We start from the raw sequence: 22082 nt of genomic DNA on the forward strand, positions 1-22082 counted from the left end.
TCTTGACTTTCTACCAACTCCCCTATAAAATTAAAATCAGGTATATGTGTAAACATTTCTGTTTTTTTGTTACGCACAAATCGCAAACCTCAGTAAATGACACATATGCCACAGGAGGTAAATTAATGGACAAAGAACACGAAAAAGAGCTTTTAGATTTTTTGGATAAACTAGGCAAGGTTATCTCTGAAATGTTTGGTCCAAACTGTGAGGTTTGTATTTCAGACTTGGATTATCCGGATAAAGCTGTAATATCTATCCATAATGGACATGTCACAGGTCGTGACATTGGTTCTCCTCTTAATGAAGAATCTAAATATAGAATTGAACAGGCAAAGGAAGGTACTTATATCAATTACAAAAAAGTTTTGAAAAAAAACTCAAAATTACTTAAGTCATCGACAATAGTTAAGAAAATCGGATCAAAAACATTGTCATTTTGTATTAATTATGATTGCACAAAACTTGAAAAATTACATTATTATCTTGACCAATTCCTTAGTATGGAGGAAGAAGAAGATGATTTAGAAATTTTTGAATTGGTCACTCCGCTGCCGATCAATGACATTATCCAAGAGAGTTTAAAGCTTATAAAAAAACCAGTTCAAGAATATACTAAGGAAGATCGCATCGCTGTAATCAGTGATCTTTTAAGTAAAGGAGTTCTACAGATTCAAAAAAGTGTTCCAAAAATTGCAAAGGCTTTAGGAGTATCACGCTACACCGTATATAATTACATTAATGAGCTCCGTGAAACATCAAAAAGCAAAGAAGAAAAAGAAGAATCTGTTTAAACATAAACAGCCGGTATTACCGGCTGTTTATGTTTAATGTTTGTCTATACTCATAGCAACCTTAGCTGCTATTGGTGCAATAATTAATGATACTATATAGCTTATGATAAAAATCGGTATATATAGCTGCAAGAACGCAAAAATCATATCTGGAAATTTAGGTACATTGATCAATGTTAACACAAAGTTGATAATAGTTGTAAAAATAAAGTTTACAGCAAGATTTCCCACTAATATTCCCGGAAGGGAATTAGGATTAAGCCCAAACTTTTGTGGAAAACCTTCTAAAATTTTAGGAATCGGGAATAATGCGTTTATGACGCAAACTAAGATAAATGCTACAATGGTTAATGGCAAAATTCTAGAATTAATTCCTGCGCCTCCTAATATAGATGCCGAAATTGTCATGATGAGTGCCAGCGGCAGTCCACTGATGATGGTTTGAACTATAAAAAATTTAACGCTTGGTTTTTCTTCCACATCACTCACCCTTTTCTTTTAAAATATACAATCCGTCTTGGAAGGTATCAACATAGATATATCCCCTATCATCAACTAAAACATCCTCTGTAATAGCTACGGGAGCCCCAGGAAGGAGATCGTGAGTCTTATTATCAAACAGGAGCTTTTCTGGATCTGGCGGCATAAAATATGCGCACTCTTTTGGAACAAAAGGATCTGAAACATCATAAATTCTTAATCCTGCATTAAAATAGCAGCAGTATACCTTGTTATCTACCTTTTTATAAACGTCTTGACCAAATGCATCAAAAATGTTATGTGGCCCAAATGGAACTCTTACTCCATCTACAATGTTAAAATTCTCACCATGGGTATATCCTTCGGGAACTTCCGGATACGGAAATACAGATATGAGGCACGGGTTTGACAAATCATGTATCTCTACAATTCCCAGCATATTCATTGGTTGTGTATTAATCTTCTTAAACAAACCTTCCGTTGCTTCATTGCAGAAATATCTGGATCGCTCTCCTTCAGTTGTAACAACAGCATATGGTCTATCTCCTAAAGGTAAAACCGAATGCACAGGAGCTCCTGCTGAGCCGCCTCCAAACGGAGGATTAAGAGAAAGGCATCCCAAGAGTTTTGGTTGAGTCTTATCCTCGACATTTAGCGTTACAAATCCTTTATTCGCATAGGCACAATAGCATATATCATCTTTAACAACATTAGCATGAAGAAAGGGAGCTGATAGCGCTTCAGCGGAGCCGTATCGCGCAGACTTGCTTCCGACCTTGTTATTCAGAAATTGTTCATCCGCCCACCACCTACCGACTTCAACAGGATTTTCAGGGTCCTGTATATCAACTATACGTAAAATGAAGTTATTGAACCCTTCGCAGGATCCCGTAACATAAATATAACGTCCGCCATTATAGAAGAAGCGGTGAACTCCGGCTCCTCCTTTGCATTCAAATTTTGAAATCAATCTGGGATTCTCCGGATCTGTCTTGATATCCCAAATCATAATCCCGCCCCAATACGGAAGTCCTGTTTCAGTACCATGAAGCTCTTTCATGGTGCCACCATGTGCGGTAATCATCAAACCATCTGCAATTTGAATCTTTGGCGTGCTTTGCCCATCACGTATACCATCAAAAAACCATGGCCCCTCTAACCATTTTACATTTCGCGGATGTGCCGGATCTGTAACATCCACAATATTCCAACCATTATGGCGGAATGAAGCAACATATAGATAATATTTATCTTCCCATTTTTGCATTGCCATCTGAAATCCGGGTTTCCCATTCAAATCATCAAAGCCAATCCATTCTATATTTTTAGCTAATGGTTCTTTTCTCAAAGTCATAAGAGATTAATTTCTCCTTTCTTAGAAAAAATTGCATTCCTATCATATTGTTAAATATTTATCTCATAGTAATATATCCACGGTACTGTGAATAGTTATCAGAGTCTGCAATATCTGTTAAAAATAAGCTTGCAATTTGAAATTTTGGTTTAAGATATGGAAATTCTTCGGCTGTTGCCCAATGTGGTCTTTCAATAGATTTTCCTTTTTCTACTGCCGCCCGATACCACTCTTCCGGGCCATCAAACCACATCTCAATTACGCGATGGAATTGACAATCATTTACATCGCGAATTACCCTGCTTGTTAAAAAACGATTTACCTCCGGCATTTCTTTGAATGCAGGAACTAACTTTTTATAGAACCATTGATCTCCTTCTTCTAAAGATATTCCGTTCGGATATTGAATTAAAAATTGCCAGCGATAATTCGGACCATCTTCAACAGTTCTTCCAGCTCCTTTAAAGTCTTCTTCCCACCAAAATGGGATAAAAGCAAAGATGAACGGAGGCATCCCATTATCTCCTCCGGAACTACGTGCTGCATCACCTTCAATATTCACGGAATCTGCATCTGCGTCATCGGGAATATTTCCTTGCCACTTCAAAACATCTACCGGGAAGAATTCAGTAAATGCCTTAATCTTTAATTGAGGATTCATCGGATTGATCAACCAGTAGTGTTCAGTTAGCTGCATATTATAAGCGCCAAATCGCTCACCTTCAGGAGGAACCGGCAATGCATTATAAAACGCATACTTTGTGACATATGGTGCAAATTGAGAAATACTATCCGGAATATGGTAACGGTATAACCAGTTTTTTAATTTATGCCGGTATTCTTCCTTCGCAACACCTACGTAAATCAGGCTTCTCATTGGTTTAAATTCAGTATCCATCTAACACTCAACACTCCTCTCTTTATTTATGCAATAAAATATTACTAATGATTTTTTAATTATGTATTAATTATGCGGTTTGAGTGGTTCGATAAACTCTTTATATTTTTTTATTCGTTTTTTATAATCATCACTTTTTTTAATGTCATTATATCTTAGAGTGTTGTTTTTAATGTCATTGGCATGTTTAAACTTTCCTGGCAATGTGTCATGAGCATGTTCTAATTGTTCTTCCGGAAATACAAAGCAAACTTTATTATCTACAATCTTAACATCTCCTTCAATGCCGCATAAGCAACAAATTGCTTTAGTACTATCATTACTTAGAAAGAAGTTCCTGCTGTGGCAATGAGGACATACTCCTTCTTCTCCTAAATATTCTGCCTTTTCAAAGTTTACAGCAGCCAGAGCCAAATTTCTTCCAATTTTGTGTGCTCGAGCAACCTTTTCATCATCTGCGATGATTCCCAACGACCATGGAAAAACTTCATTTTCAATGATCTTCCACATTGGAGTCAGCGCTAACATTGCCATGTCGCATTGAACTCTCGTCATCCAATCCGAACCGCCAATTCCCATAAAAGAAATAACCTTGTCCTTAATAATTCTGGGATCAATTGGCTTTCCATGTCCCTCTTCCGCCATTTTGGTTGCAATCACGTTGTTACCCCGATCCATTCGAGGGCCAAATCGATCGGTAATGGTATGGAAAAGTCCCAATGCTCCTTTTTCAAAAATCGGAGTAGCGAATACGATTCCGTCAGCGTCTAGCATTTTATCAAGTAGCCAGTCAAAATCATCATTTAAAACACACATGTTCCCTTTTCCCGAAAAAAGTGATTGAACACATGTTGTGCAACCGGTACAATATTTAATATCTAAGTCCATTAAGTGAATAAACTCTACCTCAGCTCCTACTTCCTTTGCTCCTATTAATGCTTCTTTGCACATTGAATCATTTGCACCATTTTTTGTTCCTCCGGAAATTCCTAAAATCTTCATGCTTTCTATCCTCCTAAAAAATTTTAGCAATTACTTAAAACATAAATCCCCTTCTTAAGCAATAAAATCCGAAAACAGTTTTTGAATAAGTTTTTGCTAAGTTATTTAGAATTTTATGTAAAGTAATTGCTTTTTGAATGTTGCTGTGATTATTATATCCTAACTGCTTAGTAAAGTCAACTATTTGTTGAAGTTTTTCAAAAAATAAAATTCTGTCAACATATTTCCGAATTACAGTAGAATTAAACCAGCAAGCCAGTTTCATCCCTGACTCTCTTATAAAAAAATAACCTTAAGGTTTAGCCAATCCTTAGATAGACTCTTTTCGCTTGCGAGTGTTACATCTTCTACCTTAAATTGAACTTTCCTTGCTTTGTTAAATTCTATATAGTCGAGAAAAGAATTGCCGCTCATAAAATCCACTTTCTTTCTATATTTTTATGACAGAGGTGAAATAGTAACAAAGTAAAGGTCAGCAAGGCGAGGATGTTAAGAAAGATGTTCAAAGCCGGGTTTCCCATGATGGCGCCCTTGAGCATGTCGGTTCCATATGTCAGCGGCAGGCAAAAGGAAATAAGTCTTAAAGGGGCAGGCAGTTGGTTAATTGGTATAAACAGCCCGCATAAAAACAACATAGGAAACCTGAAGAAGTTGGAAAAGGTCTGCGCCTCGAAGACTTCTTTTGCCGAAACGGCAATAAATAGACCTATTAAGGTGGAAGTAGCCGCAATGAGAAAAATCGCAGCAAAAGCAATTACCCAGTTCACTTCGCTCAAATCTATAAAGAAAGCTGCGAAGATAGCCGGCACAAAGGCATTGATTATACCGAATATTATTGCACCGGATAATTTTGCAAGAACCATCATGTTAAGGCTTATTGGAGCAAGGAGCAGCCTGTCAAAGGAGCGCCCTTTTTTCTCAAACGTGATTGTAACAGCCAGCATCGAGGTTGTGCCAAATAGCACGCTCATTGCCATTAGTCCCGGCAGCAGTTCTATAATTTCTATTTTGCCAGGCGCACGGATAAGCTGCATTAGCGTCCATGAAACAGGAAAGATAATTCCCCAGCTGATGTTAGGGGGCTTTAGATAATAGGTTCTGACATCCTTTTTTAAAATATTCCAAAATGCAATCCATGTTTTCATTCCTATTTTTCCACCCCTTCTTTTTCCTTTTTCAACTTGAAGGCTTCGATTCCCGTTACACTGACAAATACATCTTCAAGAGATGGCTTTATTTCTATTGCTTCATAAACCGATACTCCCTTGCTGTCTAAAATCCGAAGGACAGGATATAGTGCTATGCGCTCTTTTGAAATAATAAGGCAGGAGTTTTCCTCTTGTATTTTAAGCTTGCAGTTTTCTAAACTGCTTTCGATTTCCTCCTTCATACCTTTAATGCTTTTGTCAAGAACAAGTTTTATTCTGTGTTCATGCTGCGCATTTTCCACAAGCTCTTTCACAGTGCCCACTTTTACAATCTTTCCATTTGCGATAAAGGCAACTCTGTCACATACACGCTGAGCCTCTTCAATATAGTGAGTGGTAAGAAATATTGTCTTGCCTTGCTCTTTTAAGCTCACTATAAGCCTTCTTATCTGTCGAGCACTTTCCACATCTATGCCCGTAGTCGGCTCATCTAAGAACAGAATCTTGGGATCATGTATAATCCCTGCAGCTATTGTAAGCTTGCGGCGCATCCCTTTAGAATATGCTTTAAATGGACGTTTTTCCGCAGCAGCTAAATCAAAGTCTTCCAGTAATTCTTGCGCTCTTTTTTCCCGCTCATTTTTTCCCATTCCATATAAAGCGGCGCAAAAGCAAAGATTATCAAAACCGTCCATATCATCATATAAATTATTCTCGTCAGGCACTACCCCTATAATCCCCTGAACCTTTTTAACGTCCTTTACGGCATCAATACCATAAATTACAATATCTCCGTCGGTAGGTCTTGCAAGTCCGATCATCATATTGATGGTTGTAGTCTTGCCTGCTCCGTTGGGTCCTAGAAAGCCAAATATTTCCCCTTCATCTATCTCAAAGGAAATATCATCAACCGCACAAACTTTTCCAAATGTCTTTTTAAGATTCGTGACAGTTATAATTGGCATCTTGTCTTCCGCTTTCTCTTTTATTGCTGCCGTGGCAGAAAAATCGAACCTCGTCAGAACATTTCTCTCCTGTTTTTTGCATGTAACATTCTTGTCCTTCATTAGGATCGCAGCCTTCTTTTTCTTTAAGATTGCAGGGCTTGCGCTGGGCAGCCGCTAATTCTTCAATTTTTGATGCAAGTTTATGTAGGACATCTCGATTTACATCATAGTGCATATAATAGCCTCGTCTTTCGCCTTCAAGCAGGCCTGCCTCTTTTAACACTTTTAAATGCTGAGATACAGCAGCTTCCGAAATCCCAAGTTCTTGAGCCAAGGTTCTTACACAATAGTTATATTCCAGCAGAATGTTAATGATTTTAAATCTCGACTCATCACCTAAAGCCTTTATCACGGCTAACGTATCCATAAGCTACCACCTTCCAATTTTAATTAAGTAAATACCTAATTAAAATTATAGCACAGTTCTTGATTAAGTCAACGCTTAATTAGTCTATAAAATAGAAATATAAATACGGTTTTTGTCGGTTAAGGTTTGCGCTTTTGGGTCTTGAGCTTAGAGGGTGGCATTTCGCCGGCAGCCAGCATATAAATCAAATGTTATACATTTAAACTTTTACACAAAAACATGTGAAAAAAAGCCTGAACACCACGCCTTTACAGGCATTCAGGCTTTATGTTTCAGTCATAAAGTTGTTGTGAAAAAGTATGATTTTTTATTGTTTTTTCTCCAGCAGCCCTTTTACAGCTGCTTTCAAGCTTCCATCTTCCGCTGCAGTCCCACTCATAATTATTCCAATAAATTTCATATTGCCGCCATTTTGAGATACTACAAGCATAGGACTTCCCATGCTGCTGGTCTCCTTGAGCCAACCGTTTTCGTCTACATCCATGCCGCCTGCTAAAACCACTTTGCTTAAGTCTTCAGGAAGCAGACGATATTCCAGCGCATATACATCAATGGTCTCATCTGTCAAGTCATTAAAGCTTTCAACAAGTTCCAAACGAGTTATTTTGCTGTCAACAATTTTTACTTTCGGATCTTCTTCATAGTATTCGATATCCTTATTTACTACTTCCCACGCAAAGCCGGTAATTGGATCTGACTCATCGGCTTTATATGTTTCGTACATTTTAAGCGGCCCATCTGCTCCGCCAATTGTACTAATTGTACTAATGGAACTATTTTCATACTTATTAATAAAATCTTCTTCTATCTTGTCTGCCGTTTTTAAAAGTCGTGCAAATGTGAGTTTTTCTCCAGAAAACTCTCGCACATCCTTTCCCATCATAGCATCCGCCTGGTCCTTTGTGTATTGAATTAAATAGTCATTTTTGCCGTCAGTCAAATTAAAGTTGATATAATCAACATTACCTATGAGCGAAAACATGATGATGGCATTTTTCTCAAAAGGTGTTTGATTTAAAGCTAAATTGGCTCCCGTATAGAAATTCTTTGTTTGGGTATCAGTTTTTAAATGCACTGTAATTCCATAAGGAACATTTTCTGTGTGAAGTTCAAAGTGGTCATATTTTACCTTTTCCGGAAACTTTAATAGCCTTATTATATTGCCAACCTTTGATGCATCACCCACATACTCCGTCTTATATTCTAAGAATTTCTCAGCTGATGTTAAATACGAGTCTTGAGGTTTGTTTAAAGGATTTGCCGCAAGCACAATAGATATCACTCCAACTAAAATGCAGGCAGAGCATATAACCCAGAACACAGGTTTTTTATAATTTAATATATTTTTTATGTGCCCTTTGACATTGCTTTCTCCAAAGGCAAAGAGCTTGCTCACTTTGCCGCCTCCTCTATCATTTTTTGTATCTCTTAAGCTTCTTTTTTTGAAAGTTTCTTATCTTGTAAAAAAGCTGTAAGGAATGCAGGAAGTAAAAAATTAAATTTGTCTTCTAATTTGGTTTATTGCAGTAAACCTTTGTGGGTATAGTTTATTCTAATAGACCAATATTGTCAAGAAGATATTTTATATCTTTTTACTCCAGACTTATTAAATCTATCGGAAAATTGAAGAGTTATTTCGCAGTGACGAATTTGCTTTTTGCGTCTCAGCAAACCCGCATGATGTCTGTACTTATGTTTTAAAACCATCAAACTTGGTTATTCGCCATATACGGCTATCAAGTTTTTTCTTCTTTTAGCCTCATAAAGCGCCTCATCAGCCATACCTATTAGCTTGTCTGCTTCTATATCTTCCCCGACAAAAGCAATTCCTCCGGATACAGTAATTTTGCATCCAAAATCATAGTTTTCTATTATTTTTCTTATCCTCTCAAAAACTATTTTTGCTCCTTTTACATCGGTTTTCGGCAAAACTATTATGAATTCCTCTCCGCCCCATCTGGCAACAATATCATTCTTACGAAGGTTTTTTTGTAATATGCAGGCCATTTCTATTAATACCTTATCCCCGAATAAATGGCCGAAAGTATCATTTATACGCTTAAAATTATCTATATCTATAATAGCAAGTGATAAGACTTTATTTTGTTTCAATCTCTTCATTTCATCTTTGAGTCTAGTGTATAAATATCGCCTATTCCATAAATTAGTCAATTCATCCTGATATGCAAATATGTACAATTTTTTAAAGGAATATCCCAATCCAAGCCACATAATAATTTGAATAGTTAAAGATGCAGTCATAAGTAAATTTTTGCCACATTTCTTATGCATATATAACTGTATAATTCCTGATGATAATCCTATCCCTATCCATAAAAAAAATATTGGGAATAATTTTGATAAATGAGGCCTTTTTAACAAGCTTTTTCACCACCAATAAGCACTTTTTAAACAATATTGTATACTAAATATGTGCGATAAGCAAATCATTTTTATATGCTATTTGCTTATTCAGATATTTACACATAAAGTTGTTGTGCAATAGCCTGTTTTTTAGCACAAAATTTCATTCTTCCCATAAACTAGTGTCAATTAGTGTCTACAACTATTATATTAAGTACCATCTTTTTTGTATTTTGTTAAGTTATAGGTAAAAAATAGTAAGTTTCATGCATATAAAAAAGCACCTCGAAAGTAAAATTGTCTACTTCGAGGTGCTCATAAAATCCACTTTTTTTCTATATTTTTATGACAGAGGTGAAATAGTAACAAAGTAAAGGTCAGCAAGGCTTAATATCAAGCACGGGGGTGCCATCCAGCATATCTACTCCTTCAAAAATCAGCCGGTTATTTTCTTTTTTAATAAATCGGACAATGGACATTCCTATGCCGTTTGGACGGTTGGGAGATCTTGTAGAAAACACGCCCATAATTTTATTGCTTTTGCGGGACAGTGTCGTTAGTTTATAGCCTTCGGATTTGTGAAAGTAGAACAATACGACGCCGTATTCCCCTTCCTTAATATCAGCTATGCCTTCCACATACTCATCCAATATCTCAATAACAGCTGTCGTTCCTTGTGAGAGTGTACTTTGTTTGGCAGCGGCAGTCTTGTCTTTATAAGGCGATCGGATATAGCCGATAGGTTTCATTAAAATCTCCATTGATTTCCTCCTTTTTGTGCAACATATTTTATCTGTGCCTGTGTTCGTATTCTGCTATGTTGTTAAACATCAGATGAGGCGCTGCAAGACGGCTTCATCCAGCCGTCTTTACTGTATTAACGATTAGTAGTAACTGTCCGGTTTACTCAACTAAGTTAAATTACCATGATGAAAGGAATTAAGGTCTTCCCTTATTTTTTATCATCTCCCGAATACTTTTTATGAACCAATAACATCTCGTTGGTAATATCCCTTAACAATTCCGTCGACATCATTTGGTCTTCAGCATGCATCAATAAAAGAGATAGCTCAATTGGCTCTTGAGTTTCCTGTTGCAGCAACTCTCTATGTATCTCATGGGCTTTTAACAGACTTTCGTCTGCACTTTCAATAAGCTTCTCTGCTGCTTTAAAGTCTTCTTCCCTAGCAGCTTTTAAAGCTTTAAACAGAAATGATTTCGCATCTCCGACATTGCTTATCATTTGAAAATTTAATAATTCCATGCCTTCCATATGTCCACCATCTTTCTATATCTGTTGTATCAATTATTATTATTATTTTAATTTTAATTTTAAGGGAGCTGTCCTTGTCTTCATATAATTGTGCATCCATTCTTCTGTAGCCACTTGATAAATCGTTTTGTTGTTTTCAACAGTACATGTATAAACAGTTGGCGGCAATTTTTCGGTAGCTACTACAAAGGAAAACTCTTTAATATTTGTAGCAGCCCCAAATTCTCCTTTATTGTTTATGCAAACTACGGAGATATCTCCCGCCTTTTGCCTTCTACTTATAAGCAGGTTAGTAAGTTCGAAGACGGCCTTATCCGCTGCCTCTTGAGGGGCATAACCATCCTTCATCAACCTGACTACTTCATAAGAGATGCACCCTTTCATTATATCCTCTCCCAGTCCCGTAGCAGTAGCGCCTCCTATCTTGCTATCTACATAGAAGCCTGAGCCGGATAGCGGAGAATCTCCCACCCTTCCTCTTTTCTTCATAAAAAGGCCGCTTGTAGACGTACCGCTTGCCATAGAATTGGCCAAGTCAAGAGCAACCATTCCTACAGTGTCATGACCGTCATAGGGACTGAGCCCCTTATTTACCGTTTCTTTCAATCTGTTTTTATAATGGATAATGGCTCTTTCAGTAAGCATATTCATCCTTTCGAATCCATTTTTATGAGCATATTCCTCTGCTCCGTATCCTACCAAAAATGAATTAAATCTTTCTTCGCTCAACTTTCTGGCTATGCTGATAGGATTCTTAAAATCTTTAATCGCCGCAACAGCTCCAATGGATAAACTATCACCATCCATATATGCCGCATCGAGTTCAACTTCCCCGTTTTCGTTAGGAAGGCCTCCGTATCCGACAGATTTATAGTAAGGAAAATCCTCTACCATCTTTATAGCTGTTTCAATGGCATCTCCTGAACTTCCTCCGTTAGAAAGCAGCTTTGCTGATTTTTCAATGCCTTCCAAGGCCATTCTCCAGGTGCCTATGATTGCCCAGCCCATGCTATCGCCTCCGCCTCTATTTATTTTGCTTCATCTATTTTGCCAAATTATATATAGCTTGAGCAAATATTTTGCTGTTTAATATTATATCCTCTATGCTCATATATTCATTTGGATTATGAGAAATTCCTTTCTGCCCAGGAAAAGAAGGTCCAAAAGGCACAATGTTAGGCATTATTTTTGCATAAGTTCCCCCTGTGGTTGTAACTGGCGTTCCATCTAATTTTGTAACCTCTTCATATGCCTTTTGCAGTGATTTAATCAGAAAAGAATTTTTGTCGAATTTAACAGGGTTATAGTTTAAAAGAAGATTTAATTTTATGTTTTTCGAGAGCTTTGATTTTATTCTTTTTATTATTTCATCGATGCTTACAATTGCCGGATAGCTTAAGCTAAGATTAAACAGAAATTTAGAATCCTCGATATGAATATTATGGCCCCTCATCTCCATAACGCCAAATTCCGCATCGCTAAAATCAATGCCTAATCTATCTCCACAGCTTTTACTAGATAGAATATAATCATTTAAAAAACCGAAAAACTCATCAGCGGCGTTTTTATAGTTTTTGTCATTATACTCAATTTCAAATTGAATATTTGCCCTTCCTCTTTCTCCATATACAACGGGATATTTACAATCAGGGGTAAATCCCATTACGGGTGGTTTTTCTTTCTTTAAATAATATCGAACATCATTAAATCCGCTTTCTTCATCGGTGCCGAATATTATTCTAACTGGCTTGCTCAACTTTAATCGAGATTCTTTAATAGCGTATAAGGCATATAGCGCAGCTAAAATCGGTCCTTTGTTATCTAATACGCCTCTGCCATATATTTTTTCATCTTCAATATGCCCGCTAAAAGGTGGAAACTTCCATCCTTCTCCTGCAGGCACTACATCCAAATGTCCTATAACTCCTATATACCCCTCTTCTTTATCCCCGTACTGAGCATATCCAATATAATTATCTAAATTTTTTGTTTTAAAGCCTAAATTCTCTGCTATATCTAATGTCACAAATAGCGCTTCTTTTATTCGGTCTCCAAATGGTGCATTATCTTTCGGTTCATCTTTGACACTGGGTATATTGACCACTTCTATTATAGACTTCAATAGTTTTTCCTTATATTCATCAATCTTATCATTTAAAACCTGTTCCATTTTTAAGTCTCCATCGTAAAAGTTGAGATATGAGGTAGCCTTTGCAGAGCTACCTCATAATATTTCTAATAACATATTTTTTTCGCTAGTTCCTCTATATCTTCTTTATCAAACATTTTTCTTGCTAAAACACAGATATTGTTCAATGATTCGCTTAATCCGATGCCTCCCTTTTTAGGCATCTTTACAATATGTAAAACATCCTTATATTCTGAAATAACATCTTCATTTTCTTTTGACATAGCAACTACAACCGGTATATCTGTTTTTTCTTGTATATTTTTGCCAACAACAGCGCACATATATGCATATCCTTTATAGTTATATGCCGGTCCGCAGATAACTACATCAGGGTTTATTTTTTTCACCATAGCAGTCATTTTTTTAGTTGCTATTTCTTCGTTTTCTTTAAAATAATCATTGCCGCAATACAAACAAGCTATAATTTCGCCATCTACGTTTTTAAGATGCGGTTCGATCATGGGAGCTGAGCCTATTGCGCCCCTTTTGCCTCCAAGGGGAAGATCCGACCTTTCCTTGCCTCCCATTCCTGCTTGTATTTGGTCAAATACCATCAAAACTCTCATCTTAACCTTTTAACCTCCAGTTTACTGCCGTCACCGGCAACTGACTTAAAGATCGTCCAAAGATAAGTCTTCAAATGAAATATCAGCCAACTCATCTTCTTCGCTCTGAGATTCTTCGTCTTTTAGGTAACTCTTATCAAGTATCTTTATGAACGGGTAGTATACTACACAACCTAAAATCAACAATAAAAATTGGAATGCCGATGCCCTCAAGCTGCCTGTTGACAAATATCCTGAGAAACCCAAGGGTGTTGTCCACGGCAGTGAAACACCATTGGTATAGGGTAAAAATCCTGTTTCAAAGGCTATTGCCGATAAAATTGTATTCATCAAAGGCACGCCAATAAAGGGTATAACCATTATAGGATTTAGCACTATCGGAAGGCCGAATATGATAGGCTCGTTGATTCCGAAAATGCCCGGCACAATCGATAATCTTCCTAATTGCTTAATTCTTTCCGACTTGCACACTGTTACCATAAGAATAACTAAAGAAAGCGTGCTTCCTCCTCCGCCAAATGTTTGAAAAAGGTCAACAAACTGTCCTGTGTATATATGAGGCAATGGCAATCCTGCTTCAAAGGCCGCCAAGTTTTCCATCGACAAAGTTCTAAATATTGGAGAAAAAACTGAATTTGCAACTGCAGGTCCGTTTATTCCAAAGAACCAGAAAATAGAACATGATACAACGTAAACAATTTGTGCTCCTAAACTATTTCCAACCCCCATTAACGGAGCCTGCAGCACAGTATATATAAAATTATGTGCAGATTCATATGGTGTAAGCTCAAATCCAATTCTCACCAAGAAAAATATGAACATCACTAGGAAACTCGGTATTAAAGCTGCAAATGAATCAAAAACAGCAGGCGGCACTCCCTGTGGCAGCTTTATTGTCCAGCCCTTTTTGTATCCCCAGTTGAATATTTGAACTGACAAAATCGAAACAAGCATTGCTAAAAATATTCCATTTGTGCCTATATAAGAAAAGCTTATAGCTCTTACAAAAGATGGCCCTTCTACGCCTTCATACGGAATTGCCGTAGGCATTAAGATTATAAAGGATACCAGCGAAACAACCGCTCCTTGTATTTTGTCTGCTCCTATTTCTCTAGCATAAGCATATCCTATGCCCACTACTGTTAATATTGATATTATATCAAAAGTTGCCCGTGCAACGTTAGAAAAATATGATTCCCAACCTGTTCCAAATATTCTTGCCCAAAACTCGGACCAGCCCGGCACCGGAAAGTTTGCAAACAATATAAACATAGAGCCGACAATAATCACCGGCGTTGAAACTAGAAATCCATCACGTATAGCAACTAAAATCTTGTTTTTGCCCAACATATCCGCAATAGGCATTAGAGTCTTTTCTAGTTTATTAAACATTATTATTCTCCCTTCTTTTTGTGATTTTTCATAAGTAATATTGCTTTCTTTAAAACCTTCTCCCCATCCATCATTCCATAATCAGCGGAATCAATGACTCCAACTGGAACATTATAGTTTACCAGCCTTCTTTTGGTATCCTCCAACAAATGGCTAACCTGAGGACCTAATAAAACACAATCAGGGTTCTTTTCCTCCATGATTTTTTCTAAGGTTTTAATTGAATGAGCTTTTACCTCAAGAGGCAGATTGTGTTTTTCCCCTATATCTTGCATTCTTTTAGCAAGCATGCTTGTGCTCATCCCTTGATCGCAAAAAAGATAAATCTTTTTCATCTTTATTCACCTCCCAATTGTTGTAATTATATTAATTGCAATTATTGGCTTTTTCTTTTATGTTTAAAACTTTGATTTAACATTTGCATAGCTACAAATCAGCCGGGCTATTTCCTTCTTTGTATCAGCGTTTAACAATCTTTTTACAGCTTCCACATCTCCCAGTGAAGAAAACAGCTGCCCTATTTTCTCCAATCCTTGTTCTATCTCGTTGCCTTGTGGAATGACAAACATGATAATAAGTTTTACTAAATTCCCCTTTTCATCCCAAATAATAGGATCTTTTGTTTTTAAAACAGCCACCGCTGTTCTAACTACATGCTTGGACCAGCCATGAGGAATCGCTAAATAATCTCCTGCATATGTAAAACCTCTGCTTTCTCTTTCATATATATCTTTTAAAAAACCCGGTTTATCCAAAACAGCTCCTGACTCTACTAGCAACTCCGCAAGTTTATCTATGGCTTCCTCCTTAGAACTTACATTAAAATCTATAAGAATATTATCCTCGGTAATTAGGCTTTTACTTTCCATATTGCCCCTCCTTATCCAACCCTTCTCTTATCAAAAACCTTATAACTTTTGATAAGAAGCTATAATCGGAATAATCGACGGCAATTATACATTTTTTCTCAATGAGGTATTTCCGAGCCGAGTTTGCTTTCTCTGCTCTAAGGTATAAATAGATGTTATCTTTAACATGAATCAGCTCATCTTCAATAAGCAAACTTATAAATTCTTTTATTCCCTCTTTATCATCAATAAATTTTATAGAAATCTCTTCATGTTCTGAGGAAATCGATTTTTTCTTGCTTTCTAATATATTTTCTATATAGTTTTTTACATTTTCTTTATCTATTTCATTTAAAAAAGCTGATATTATTAAATAAGGTTTATCCGTGTCCAAATCCACTGTGGAGACTATTAAATCTACTTTCTCTAAATCAGCACTATTAATCGCATTAGATGAAATTATCCCTGAAATTTCGATATTGCTGAAAGTCTTTGCCAATCTTGCAGCCAATAATCTGCTGGTGCCATAGCCACTATGGCATATTACTACTGTTCGCACCTTTATGGCACTGGCCATTTTTTCGTTTTCAGAAATAAAATAGGATAGAATATATGCCACTTCATGATCGTTTATCATATTTACTCCATATCTGTTGCAGAGTAAAAAGCAGCCAACCTTTACTATAAAAAATTCTTCTTCAAATTCCCTTAAAAAATCATCCAATAAAGGATTTTTAATTTGAATATTATATTTTGCCCTGTTGAGCATAGGCCTTACATGCAGCAATAATTTATCGTATAAATCAAGGCTTAAATCATAATTGACATCCAGCATTTGAGATATAATGCTTATTAAATCCTTGGTAAAATATACATAGGATAAATCAGCTTCTTTAATACATTTTTTATCATCTTCAAAACTTAGTCCGACGGATATTAGATATTTATACACATAAGCAATTTCTTGTTTGTTAATCTTAATATCAAATTTCTTTTCTATTTCCTTAATTAAATATACGGCAGCGTCATACAGCCTTTCATTCATCGCTAGCATAGAATTATTGTAATCTGGATTATCTTCAATATAGTTTCCGTTAATTATCCTATTTGTCATAATAACCAAATGACTTAGCAAATTTGTATAATAGGGTTCATAGATTACCAGCTTCAATTCATTCTCCAATTTGTTTAGCAGCTCTTCGAAAAATGAAATAGACTTGCTGTTTAGCATGCTATTTATTTCAGCAATATTAAGCTCCTTATGCCGGATGCTTTGATATTCGGATATATAACCGGGATTGATTTTAGCATATTCTTGAATAGTAGAAACCAAAGCTTTTCTGATATTTATCTCACTGCCGATTATTCTGGTTCCCTTCAAGGTTTTTGAAAGTTCCAAGTTATATTTTTTTAACCTTTCCTGAACTTCTTTTAGGTCATTATTAATGGAAGTCCTGCTCACCATATATTTATCTGAAAGTTTCTGGATTGTGGTGTACTTGTTTGTATTTATAAGTAGATTTAACAGAATTTCAGTTCTTCTATCCTCTACAGTCTTGTCGCTGTCAAGAGGTGATATATTATTTAATATCTCATTTAGCTTATCTAGCTGAGGCAAGGTATAGCATAGCTTAATCCCTCTTCCTTGCTTCCTCTCTATTCTGGCACCGGTGGGACTAATAATTTCCTCAATATCATCAAGATCCTTTGATATTGTTTTCATTGATGTGCCAAATATAGCAGAAAAATATTTTATCGGCTGATAATCATCTTGAATTATTAATTTTTTCAGTAAATCTACTTGTCGCCTATTCATATTAAATATTCCTTTCTAACTAATAAAATTATATATGTATACATTCTACAAATCTATCACATATGACTTCCTTAATGATAAGTAAAATATGTTCAGTGTGTGGTTAAATATTATTTACATGTTATAATAGGGTTAAATATCGTAAAATATGTGCATAAGCAAGGAGGAAATCAATGATTTTAACAAGAAAATTCAAGTTTGATGCAGCTCATAATCTCGTGGAATATCATGGAAAATGTGAAAAACTCCACGGGCATACGTATAAGCTTGTCGTTAAATTAGAGGGCAAGCCCGGAAAAGAAGATATGATTATGGATTTTTCTGAGCTAAAACACGTTGTTGAATCCAAAATATTGCAGCAGCTGGACCACTCCTATCTGAATGACTTTATAAAGCAACCTTCTGCCGAAAATATCGCCAAATGGATTTGGGATAGACTATATGATGAATTATCTAGGGAAAACTGCCGACTTTATGAAATCCAGGTTTGGGAAACAGAAAATTGTGGCATCATGTACAGGGGTGAATGATTTGTTAAAAGATATCCAAAGCCAAATAGATACTCGAGGTATTTCACTAAACAGAGTAGGCATCAAAAACATTGACTGGCCCTTAAAGGTATATGACCAAACAAACGGATTTCAAAATACCGTTGCCAATATTAGCCTTTCTGTAGCCTTAAATCACGATATAAAGGGAACTCATATGAGTAGATTTGTAGAAGTCTTAAATAATATAGATATTCTAAACCCTCAGATTATTTTAAGCATCTTAAGCAGCATACAAACAAAGCTTGATGCCGAAAGCAGTTTTTTTGAATGCAAGTTCCCATATTTTATTTGGAAAGAATCGCCTGTAAGCAAGAATATATCGCCGCTTAAAATTGAAGCAATGATATTGGGTGAGAAAAACCGCGATGAAACTGAAATAATTATCGGGGTTGTGGTTCCCGTGCAGACTCTCTGTCCATGTTCTAAGGCTATTAGCAGCGTTGGTGCTCATAACCAGCGGGCAAATGTTAAAATCCTTGTAAAAACCAAAAAGAAAATTTGGTTTGAACATTTAGCAGCAATTGCAGAAATGTCTGCATCAAGCCCTGTTTATTCCCTATTAAAGCGTGAAGATGAAAAATATGTAACCGAAGCAGCCTATAATACGCCAAAATTTGTAGAAGATGTGGCAAGAGATGCGGCTCTTTTGCTGGAGAAAGAAGACGGGCTTAAATGCTACAGGGTGGAAGTAGAAAGCCATGAAAGTATTCACAATCACGAAGCTTTTGCTTGGGTTGAAAAAGCATTAAGTTGAAGGGAGATAGCTTTGATATGATATTAGAAATATCTCAAGAATATCTAAAAAATGAAATGAAAAAAGTCAATGCACATCCCGCATCTTTTAATATTTTTAAAGACAAGTCCATGATAATTCCTCTTAAACTCTTTGATATACCTACACCCGGAGCAAATATCATAAAACAAGAAATGCTTTCATCGGGCGGTGATGCCGTAGTTCATAAAAATGCCGTAGATTGCAATGTTGAAACTTCAGATATAATCCTTCTCGGCACTAAAAAACACTACAATATCTTGATGGAAAAACTTCAAAAGATGCCTTATTTTAAGTTAGACAAAGCTTGCTGCGAACTTAAGAAATTTTTTTCAACAGAAAAAACAAACTTTATAAAATCCCCTTGGGGCAGAACTTTAAGCTTTGACAAGACTCGTGTTATGGGCATAATAAATGTCACTTCTGATTCATTTTACTCTGGTTCTCGAAAGCAAAGCATACAAGAAATATTAGACACTGCCCGAGATATGATACAATCGGGTGCAGATGTTGTCGATATAGGCGGAATGTCAACTAGGCCCGGCTCCGACCCCATCAGCGAGGAAGATGAGGCAAAAAGGGTTGTTATGGCCATAAAAGCTATAAGGGAAAATTATCACGATATAATGATTTCCGTAGATACCTATAGGTCAAATGTAGCGGAAAAAGCTTTAGAGGCAGGCGCTGATATAATAAATGACGTAAGCGGATTTAGTTTTGACCAAAAACTGGTAGAGGTAGCAGCTAAAAGCAATGCACCATATATCCTTATGCACATAAAAGGCACCCCTAAAAATATGCAAGAAAATCCTACATATGATGACCTTATAAAAGAAATTGCACAGTATTTTATCGATAAGATTAACTATGCAATAAGTTTCAACATGGATGAAAACAATATAATTCTCGACCCGGGCCTAGGCTTTGGAAAAACCTATAAAGATAACATGGAGATAATGGACAGAGTTCGTGAGCTTCAAAGTCTTCACAGGCCTTTACTTATTGCCGCATCAAGAAAGTCTTTTATCGGTAAGGCTCTTGATTTAAAATCTGCTGACGATAGACTGGAAGGTACTCTTGCCATTACCGCACTTTGTGCCTATCAAGATGTGGATATGGTGCGAGTGCACGATGTAAAGGAAAACGTCAGGATTATTGAAATGGTGGAGGCGATAAAGTGCCGCAGGTGATAATAGCGTTTGGAAGTAATATGGGCAATAAAGAACAAAACATTAAAACAGCTTTAGAAAAAATGAAGGCCCGCGGACTTAATATAATCAAGGTTTCAACCATAATAGAGACAGAACCATATGGTTATGAAGACCAAGACACTTTTTTAAACGGGGCATGTATTGCAGATACAAATCTTTCTCCTCAAGAAGTTTTAAAAGAGCTGCTTGCTATTGAGCAAGAGATGGGGAGAGTGCGAAAAATCCACTGGGGGCCGAGAAATATAGATCTTGACATTATCTTCTATGAAAATATTATAGTTGATGAAGACAATCTTAAAATCCCCCACCCCGATGCCCATAACCGCTCTTTTGTCTTAGGTCCTATATGCGAAATATCTCCCTCTTTTTTGCACCCAATATACAACAAACCCGTAAAAGAACTTTATGAAGAACTGAAAAAGCAGAATCATTAAGAAATACAGCCTTTTATTTTTCTTCTTTTGAGTATTTTAAAATATCACCCGGTTGGCAGTCCAACACTTCACACAGTTTTTCCAGTGTGGAAAATCGAATGGCTTTTGCTCAGTGGGATGTATTCTCCCATTAAAGTCATGTTTAAAAATACTTTGACCTACCAGCCAAGGCACAATGACGCAGACCTTTTTAGATTTCCTCACCGTTCGTTTCTATACATTTTTTGTACCAGAAAAACGAATCTTTGCGACTCCGTGCAAGGCTGCCCTTTCCGTCATCATCTTTGTCTACATAAATAAACCCATAGCGCTTTTTCATCTCTCCGGTAGAGGCACTTACCAGGTCTATGCAACTCCACGGCGTATAGCCTATACATTCTACTCCGTCTTCAATAACGGCGGCTTTTATGGCTTTTACGTGGCGCCGTAGATAGTCTATGCGATAATCATCGTGTATGCTGCCGTCCTCTTCAACTGTATCTACCGCACCAAGTCCATTTTCCACAACGAACAGTGGTATTTGATACCTCTCATATAAGTTATTAAGTGCTATGCGCAGTCCAATGGGATCGATAGACCATCCCCAGGCGCTTTCTTCAAGGTACGGATTTTTCACCGCATTTAACATATTCCCGCCGGTAAATGCTGCATCAGGACGCGTGGTAGCCACATTGCTATTATAGTAGCTAAAACCTATATAGTCTACTATGCCTTCCTCCAGTGCCTTATCATCTTCCGGGTTAGTTTGTAAGGTAATTCCCTTATTTGCGAGATATCTTATAGCCTTGGATGAATAGCGTCCGCGCACCTGCACATCGGAAAAATAGTAGTGCTTGTCTATTGATTTCATTGCTATAAGTTGGTCTTCCGGCTTGCATGTTTCTGCGTAGAACGTAGGATACAACATCATCATGCCTATCTTAAAATCGGGGTTTATTTGGTGCCCCAATTGAACAGCCTTTGCACTGGCGACCAGCTGATGATGTGCCGCATGATAAATAACTCTGTCAAAATCTTCGCCCTCTTCTATTTTTATCCCCGCTGCCATTATCGGGTTTAGGGTGATAACATTGATCTCGTTGAATGTCATCCAATACTTTACTTTTTCTTTGTATCTGTTAAAGATTGCCTCACAAAAGCGCAAGAACAAGTCTATCATATTTCGGCTTCGCCACGAGCCGTATTTTTTTACCAGCGCAAACGGCGTTTCATAGTGGGAAATGGTCACAACAGGCTCTATGCCGTATTTCAAACATTCATCAAATAAATCATCGTAAAATCTCAGTCCTGCCTCATTAGGCATCGCCTCGTCTCCTAATGGAAAAATCCTTGTCCAGTTTATCGAGGTGCGGAAACATTTAAGCCCCATTTCGGCAAACATTGCAATATCTTCCTTGTACCTGTGGAAGAAATCTATTGCCTGATGGCTAGGGTAATACTTTCCCTTAATTACCCCATCTGTATATTCCCGTTTGACCCCTAGGCCACCTGCGGTAGCAATATCTGCAATACTCAAACCTTTACCGCCGACGTCATAGGCACCCTCGCACTGGTTTGCGGAAACTGCCCCGCCCCATAAAAAGTTATCTGGCAAATGATTCATAGTATCTCATA

The 22082-nt window shown here is 36.9% G+C and carries 24 protein-coding genes and 1 pseudogene; 5 read left to right on the forward strand and 20 right to left on the reverse strand.

Annotated elements, in window-relative coordinates; all coding sequences use genetic code 11:
• Window positions 1-125: 125 nt before the first annotated feature.
• Window positions 126-794 carry a helix-turn-helix transcriptional regulator gene (locus TEPIRE1_RS11125; RefSeq protein ID WP_013779272.1) on the forward strand — a complete coding sequence of 223 codons (669 nt, stop codon included), beginning with the start codon at window positions 126-128 and terminating at the stop codon, window positions 792-794.
• A 33-nt stretch (window positions 795-827) separates the two neighbouring features.
• On the opposite strand, the gene TEPIRE1_RS11130 is transcribed toward TEPIRE1_RS11125, so the two are convergent.
• From TEPIRE1_RS11130 to TEPIRE1_RS11220, 18 genes are all read right to left on the reverse strand, one after another.
• Window positions 828-1274, reverse strand: coding sequence for a hypothetical protein (locus TEPIRE1_RS11130; RefSeq protein ID WP_013779273.1), 447 nt, complete (start codon window positions 1272-1274; stop codon window positions 828-830).
• A 1-nt stretch (window position 1275) separates the two neighbouring features.
• A complete protein-coding gene (locus TEPIRE1_RS11135) occupies window positions 1276-2628 on the reverse strand; it encodes an LVIVD repeat-containing protein (RefSeq protein WP_013779274.1) in 1353 nt (450 codons plus the stop codon).
• Window positions 2629-2686: 58 nt separating this feature from the next.
• Window positions 2687-3526, reverse strand: coding sequence for a hypothetical protein (locus TEPIRE1_RS11140; RefSeq protein WP_013779275.1), 840 nt, complete (start codon window positions 3524-3526; stop codon window positions 2687-2689).
• A gap of 66 nt (window positions 3527-3592) precedes the next feature.
• Window positions 3593-4528, reverse strand: a complete 936-nt coding sequence (locus tag TEPIRE1_RS11145; protein ID WP_013779276.1) for a flavodoxin family protein — start codon at window positions 4526-4528, stop codon at window positions 3593-3595.
• Between the two features lie 410 nt (window positions 4529-4938).
• Entirely contained in the window at window positions 4939-5673 is a 735-nt protein-coding gene (locus TEPIRE1_RS11155; protein WP_013779279.1) for an ABC transporter permease, read from the reverse strand.
• Between the two features lie 2 nt (window positions 5674-5675).
• The gene (locus tag TEPIRE1_RS11160) at window positions 5676-6641 is read right to left on the reverse strand and encodes an ABC transporter ATP-binding protein (protein ID WP_013779280.1); all 966 of its coding nucleotides are present in this window, start codon (window positions 6639-6641) and stop codon (window positions 5676-5678) included.
• The gene (locus TEPIRE1_RS11165) at window positions 6613-7050 is read right to left on the reverse strand and encodes an ArsR/SmtB family transcription factor (RefSeq protein ID WP_013779281.1); all 438 of its coding nucleotides are present in this window, start codon (window positions 7048-7050) and stop codon (window positions 6613-6615) included. The genes TEPIRE1_RS11160 and TEPIRE1_RS11165 overlap by 29 nt, the downstream gene beginning before the upstream one ends.
• Before the next feature lie 307 nt (window positions 7051-7357).
• The gene (locus TEPIRE1_RS11170) at window positions 7358-8446 is read right to left on the reverse strand and encodes a DUF4825 domain-containing protein (protein ID WP_013779282.1); all 1089 of its coding nucleotides are present in this window, start codon (window positions 8444-8446) and stop codon (window positions 7358-7360) included.
• Between the two features lie 320 nt (window positions 8447-8766).
• The gene (locus tag TEPIRE1_RS11175; protein ID WP_144312805.1) at window positions 8767-9342 is read right to left on the reverse strand and encodes a GGDEF domain-containing protein; all 576 of its coding nucleotides are present in this window, start codon (window positions 9340-9342) and stop codon (window positions 8767-8769) included.
• A 449-nt stretch (window positions 9343-9791) separates the two neighbouring features.
• Window positions 9792-10175 (reverse strand): tRNA (N6-threonylcarbamoyladenosine(37)-N6)-methyltransferase TrmO, encoded by a 384-nt coding sequence (gene tsaA, locus TEPIRE1_RS11180; protein ID WP_013779284.1) that lies wholly within the window; start codon window positions 10173-10175, stop codon window positions 9792-9794.
• A 191-nt stretch (window positions 10176-10366) separates the two neighbouring features.
• Window positions 10367-10678: a PTS lactose/cellobiose transporter subunit IIA gene (locus TEPIRE1_RS11185; RefSeq protein ID WP_231848289.1), complete on the reverse strand. Its 312-nt coding sequence runs from the start codon at window positions 10676-10678 to the stop codon at window positions 10367-10369.
• Window positions 10679-10729: 51 nt separating this feature from the next.
• On the reverse strand, window positions 10730-11695 hold the full coding sequence (locus tag TEPIRE1_RS11190; RefSeq protein WP_013779286.1) for a N(4)-(beta-N-acetylglucosaminyl)-L-asparaginase: 966 nt from the start codon (window positions 11693-11695) through the stop codon (window positions 10730-10732).
• Between the two features lie 34 nt (window positions 11696-11729).
• Window positions 11730-12857: a Sapep family Mn(2+)-dependent dipeptidase gene (locus TEPIRE1_RS11195; RefSeq protein WP_013779287.1), complete on the reverse strand. Its 1128-nt coding sequence runs from the start codon at window positions 12855-12857 to the stop codon at window positions 11730-11732.
• Between the two features lie 65 nt (window positions 12858-12922).
• On the reverse strand, window positions 12923-13444 hold the full coding sequence (locus tag TEPIRE1_RS11200) for a GrdB-related putative oxidoreductase (RefSeq protein ID WP_013779288.1): 522 nt from the start codon (window positions 13442-13444) through the stop codon (window positions 12923-12925).
• A gap of 45 nt (window positions 13445-13489) precedes the next feature.
• A complete protein-coding gene (locus tag TEPIRE1_RS11205) occupies window positions 13490-14836 on the reverse strand; it encodes a PTS sugar transporter subunit IIC (RefSeq protein WP_013779289.1) in 1347 nt (448 codons plus the stop codon).
• A gap of 2 nt (window positions 14837-14838) precedes the next feature.
• Window positions 14839-15171 carry a PTS sugar transporter subunit IIB gene (locus TEPIRE1_RS11210; protein WP_013779290.1) on the reverse strand — a complete coding sequence of 111 codons (333 nt, stop codon included), beginning with the start codon at window positions 15169-15171 and terminating at the stop codon, window positions 14839-14841.
• A gap of 63 nt (window positions 15172-15234) precedes the next feature.
• Window positions 15235-15705 (reverse strand): PTS sugar transporter subunit IIA, encoded by a 471-nt coding sequence (locus TEPIRE1_RS11215; RefSeq protein ID WP_013779291.1) that lies wholly within the window; start codon window positions 15703-15705, stop codon window positions 15235-15237.
• Window positions 15695-17500, reverse strand: a complete 1806-nt coding sequence (locus TEPIRE1_RS11220; protein WP_013779292.1) for a BglG family transcription antiterminator — start codon at window positions 17498-17500, stop codon at window positions 15695-15697. The genes TEPIRE1_RS11215 and TEPIRE1_RS11220 overlap by 11 nt, the downstream gene beginning before the upstream one ends.
• Before the next feature lie 173 nt (window positions 17501-17673).
• Here TEPIRE1_RS11220 and queD point away from each other — a divergent pair, with 173 nt between their 5' ends.
• Genes queD through folK form a run of 4 tightly spaced genes read left to right on the forward strand, consistent with a single transcriptional unit; the run spans window position 17674 to window position 20468 of the window.
• Window positions 17674-18030, forward strand: a complete 357-nt coding sequence (gene queD / locus TEPIRE1_RS11225) for a 6-carboxytetrahydropterin synthase QueD (protein ID WP_013779293.1) — start codon at window positions 17674-17676, stop codon at window positions 18028-18030.
• A complete protein-coding gene (folE2, locus tag TEPIRE1_RS11230) occupies window positions 17975-18805 on the forward strand; it encodes a GTP cyclohydrolase FolE2 (protein WP_048894714.1) in 831 nt (276 codons plus the stop codon). The genes queD and folE2 overlap by 56 nt, the downstream gene beginning before the upstream one ends.
• A 17-nt stretch (window positions 18806-18822) precedes the next feature.
• A complete protein-coding gene (gene folP, locus TEPIRE1_RS11235; protein ID WP_013779295.1) occupies window positions 18823-20013 on the forward strand; it encodes a dihydropteroate synthase in 1191 nt (396 codons plus the stop codon).
• Complete coding sequence (folK, locus tag TEPIRE1_RS11240) at window positions 20001-20468, forward strand: 2-amino-4-hydroxy-6-hydroxymethyldihydropteridine diphosphokinase (protein ID WP_013779296.1); 468 nt, start codon at window positions 20001-20003, stop codon at window positions 20466-20468. Before folP ends, folK begins: the two co-directional genes overlap by 13 nt.
• A gap of 13 nt (window positions 20469-20481) precedes the next feature.
• Here folK and TEPIRE1_RS14280 read toward each other — a convergent pair.
• Together TEPIRE1_RS14280 and TEPIRE1_RS11245 are read right to left on the reverse strand one after the other, a co-directional pair.
• Window positions 20482-20577: pseudogene (locus TEPIRE1_RS14280) on the reverse strand (helix-turn-helix domain-containing protein); the annotation flags it as partial.
• 81 nt (window positions 20578-20658) lie between these two features.
• On the reverse strand, window positions 20659-22071 hold the full coding sequence (locus TEPIRE1_RS11245) for a 6-phospho-beta-glucosidase (RefSeq protein WP_013779297.1): 1413 nt from the start codon (window positions 22069-22071) through the stop codon (window positions 20659-20661).
• Window positions 22072-22082: the final 11 nt, after the last annotated feature.

Origin of the sequence: Tepidanaerobacter acetatoxydans Re1 (assembly GCF_000328765.2) — a bacterium.
In the GTDB taxonomy this organism is placed as follows: Bacteria; Bacillota; Thermosediminibacteria; order Thermosediminibacterales; family Tepidanaerobacteraceae; genus Tepidanaerobacter; species Tepidanaerobacter acetatoxydans.

Bases quoted from the DNA above. Each gene is read 5' to 3' on its own strand.
- TEPIRE1_RS11125 (WP_013779272.1), top strand. From the start codon at position 126: ATGGACAAAGAACACGAAAAAGAGCTTTTAGATTTTTTGGATAAACTA.
- TEPIRE1_RS11135 (WP_013779274.1), bottom strand. From the start codon at position 2,628: ATGACTTTGAGAAAAGAACCATTAGCTAAAAATATAGAATGGATTGGC.
- TEPIRE1_RS11140 (WP_013779275.1), bottom strand. From the start codon at position 3,526: ATGGATACTGAATTTAAACCAATGAGAAGCCTGATTTACGTAGGTGTT.
- TEPIRE1_RS11145 (WP_013779276.1), bottom strand. From the start codon at position 4,528: ATGAAGATTTTAGGAATTTCCGGAGGAACAAAAAATGGTGCAAATGAT.
- TEPIRE1_RS11155 (WP_013779279.1), bottom strand. From the start codon at position 5,673: ATGAAAACATGGATTGCATTTTGGAATATTTTAAAAAAGGATGTCAGA.
- TEPIRE1_RS11160 (WP_013779280.1), bottom strand. From the start codon at position 6,641: ATGCCAATTATAACTGTCACGAATCTTAAAAAGACATTTGGAAAAGTT.
- TEPIRE1_RS11165 (WP_013779281.1), bottom strand. From the start codon at position 7,050: ATGGATACGTTAGCCGTGATAAAGGCTTTAGGTGATGAGTCGAGATTT.
- TEPIRE1_RS11175 (WP_144312805.1), bottom strand. From the start codon at position 9,342: ATGCATAAGAAATGTGGCAAAAATTTACTTATGACTGCATCTTTAACT.
- tsaA (WP_013779284.1), bottom strand. From the start codon at position 10,175: ATGGAGATTTTAATGAAACCTATCGGCTATATCCGATCGCCTTATAAA.
- TEPIRE1_RS11185 (WP_231848289.1), bottom strand. From the start codon at position 10,678: ATGGAATTATTAAATTTTCAAATGATAAGCAATGTCGGAGATGCGAAA.
- TEPIRE1_RS11190 (WP_013779286.1), bottom strand. From the start codon at position 11,695: ATGGGCTGGGCAATCATAGGCACCTGGAGAATGGCCTTGGAAGGCATT.
- TEPIRE1_RS11195 (WP_013779287.1), bottom strand. From the start codon at position 12,857: ATGGAACAGGTTTTAAATGATAAGATTGATGAATATAAGGAAAAACTA.
- TEPIRE1_RS11200 (WP_013779288.1), bottom strand. From the start codon at position 13,444: ATGAGAGTTTTGATGGTATTTGACCAAATACAAGCAGGAATGGGAGGC.
- TEPIRE1_RS11205 (WP_013779289.1), bottom strand. From the start codon at position 14,836: ATGTTTAATAAACTAGAAAAGACTCTAATGCCTATTGCGGATATGTTG.
- TEPIRE1_RS11210 (WP_013779290.1), bottom strand. From the start codon at position 15,171: ATGAAAAAGATTTATCTTTTTTGCGATCAAGGGATGAGCACAAGCATG.
- TEPIRE1_RS11215 (WP_013779291.1), bottom strand. From the start codon at position 15,705: ATGGAAAGTAAAAGCCTAATTACCGAGGATAATATTCTTATAGATTTT.
- TEPIRE1_RS11220 (WP_013779292.1), bottom strand. From the start codon at position 17,500: ATGAATAGGCGACAAGTAGATTTACTGAAAAAATTAATAATTCAAGAT.
- queD (WP_013779293.1), top strand. From the start codon at position 17,674: ATGATTTTAACAAGAAAATTCAAGTTTGATGCAGCTCATAATCTCGTG.
- folE2 (WP_048894714.1), top strand. From the start codon at position 17,975: ATGAAATCCAGGTTTGGGAAACAGAAAATTGTGGCATCATGTACAGGG.
- folP (WP_013779295.1), top strand. From the start codon at position 18,823: ATGATATTAGAAATATCTCAAGAATATCTAAAAAATGAAATGAAAAAA.
- TEPIRE1_RS11245 (WP_013779297.1), bottom strand. From the start codon at position 22,071: ATGAATCATTTGCCAGATAACTTTTTATGGGGCGGGGCAGTTTCCGCA.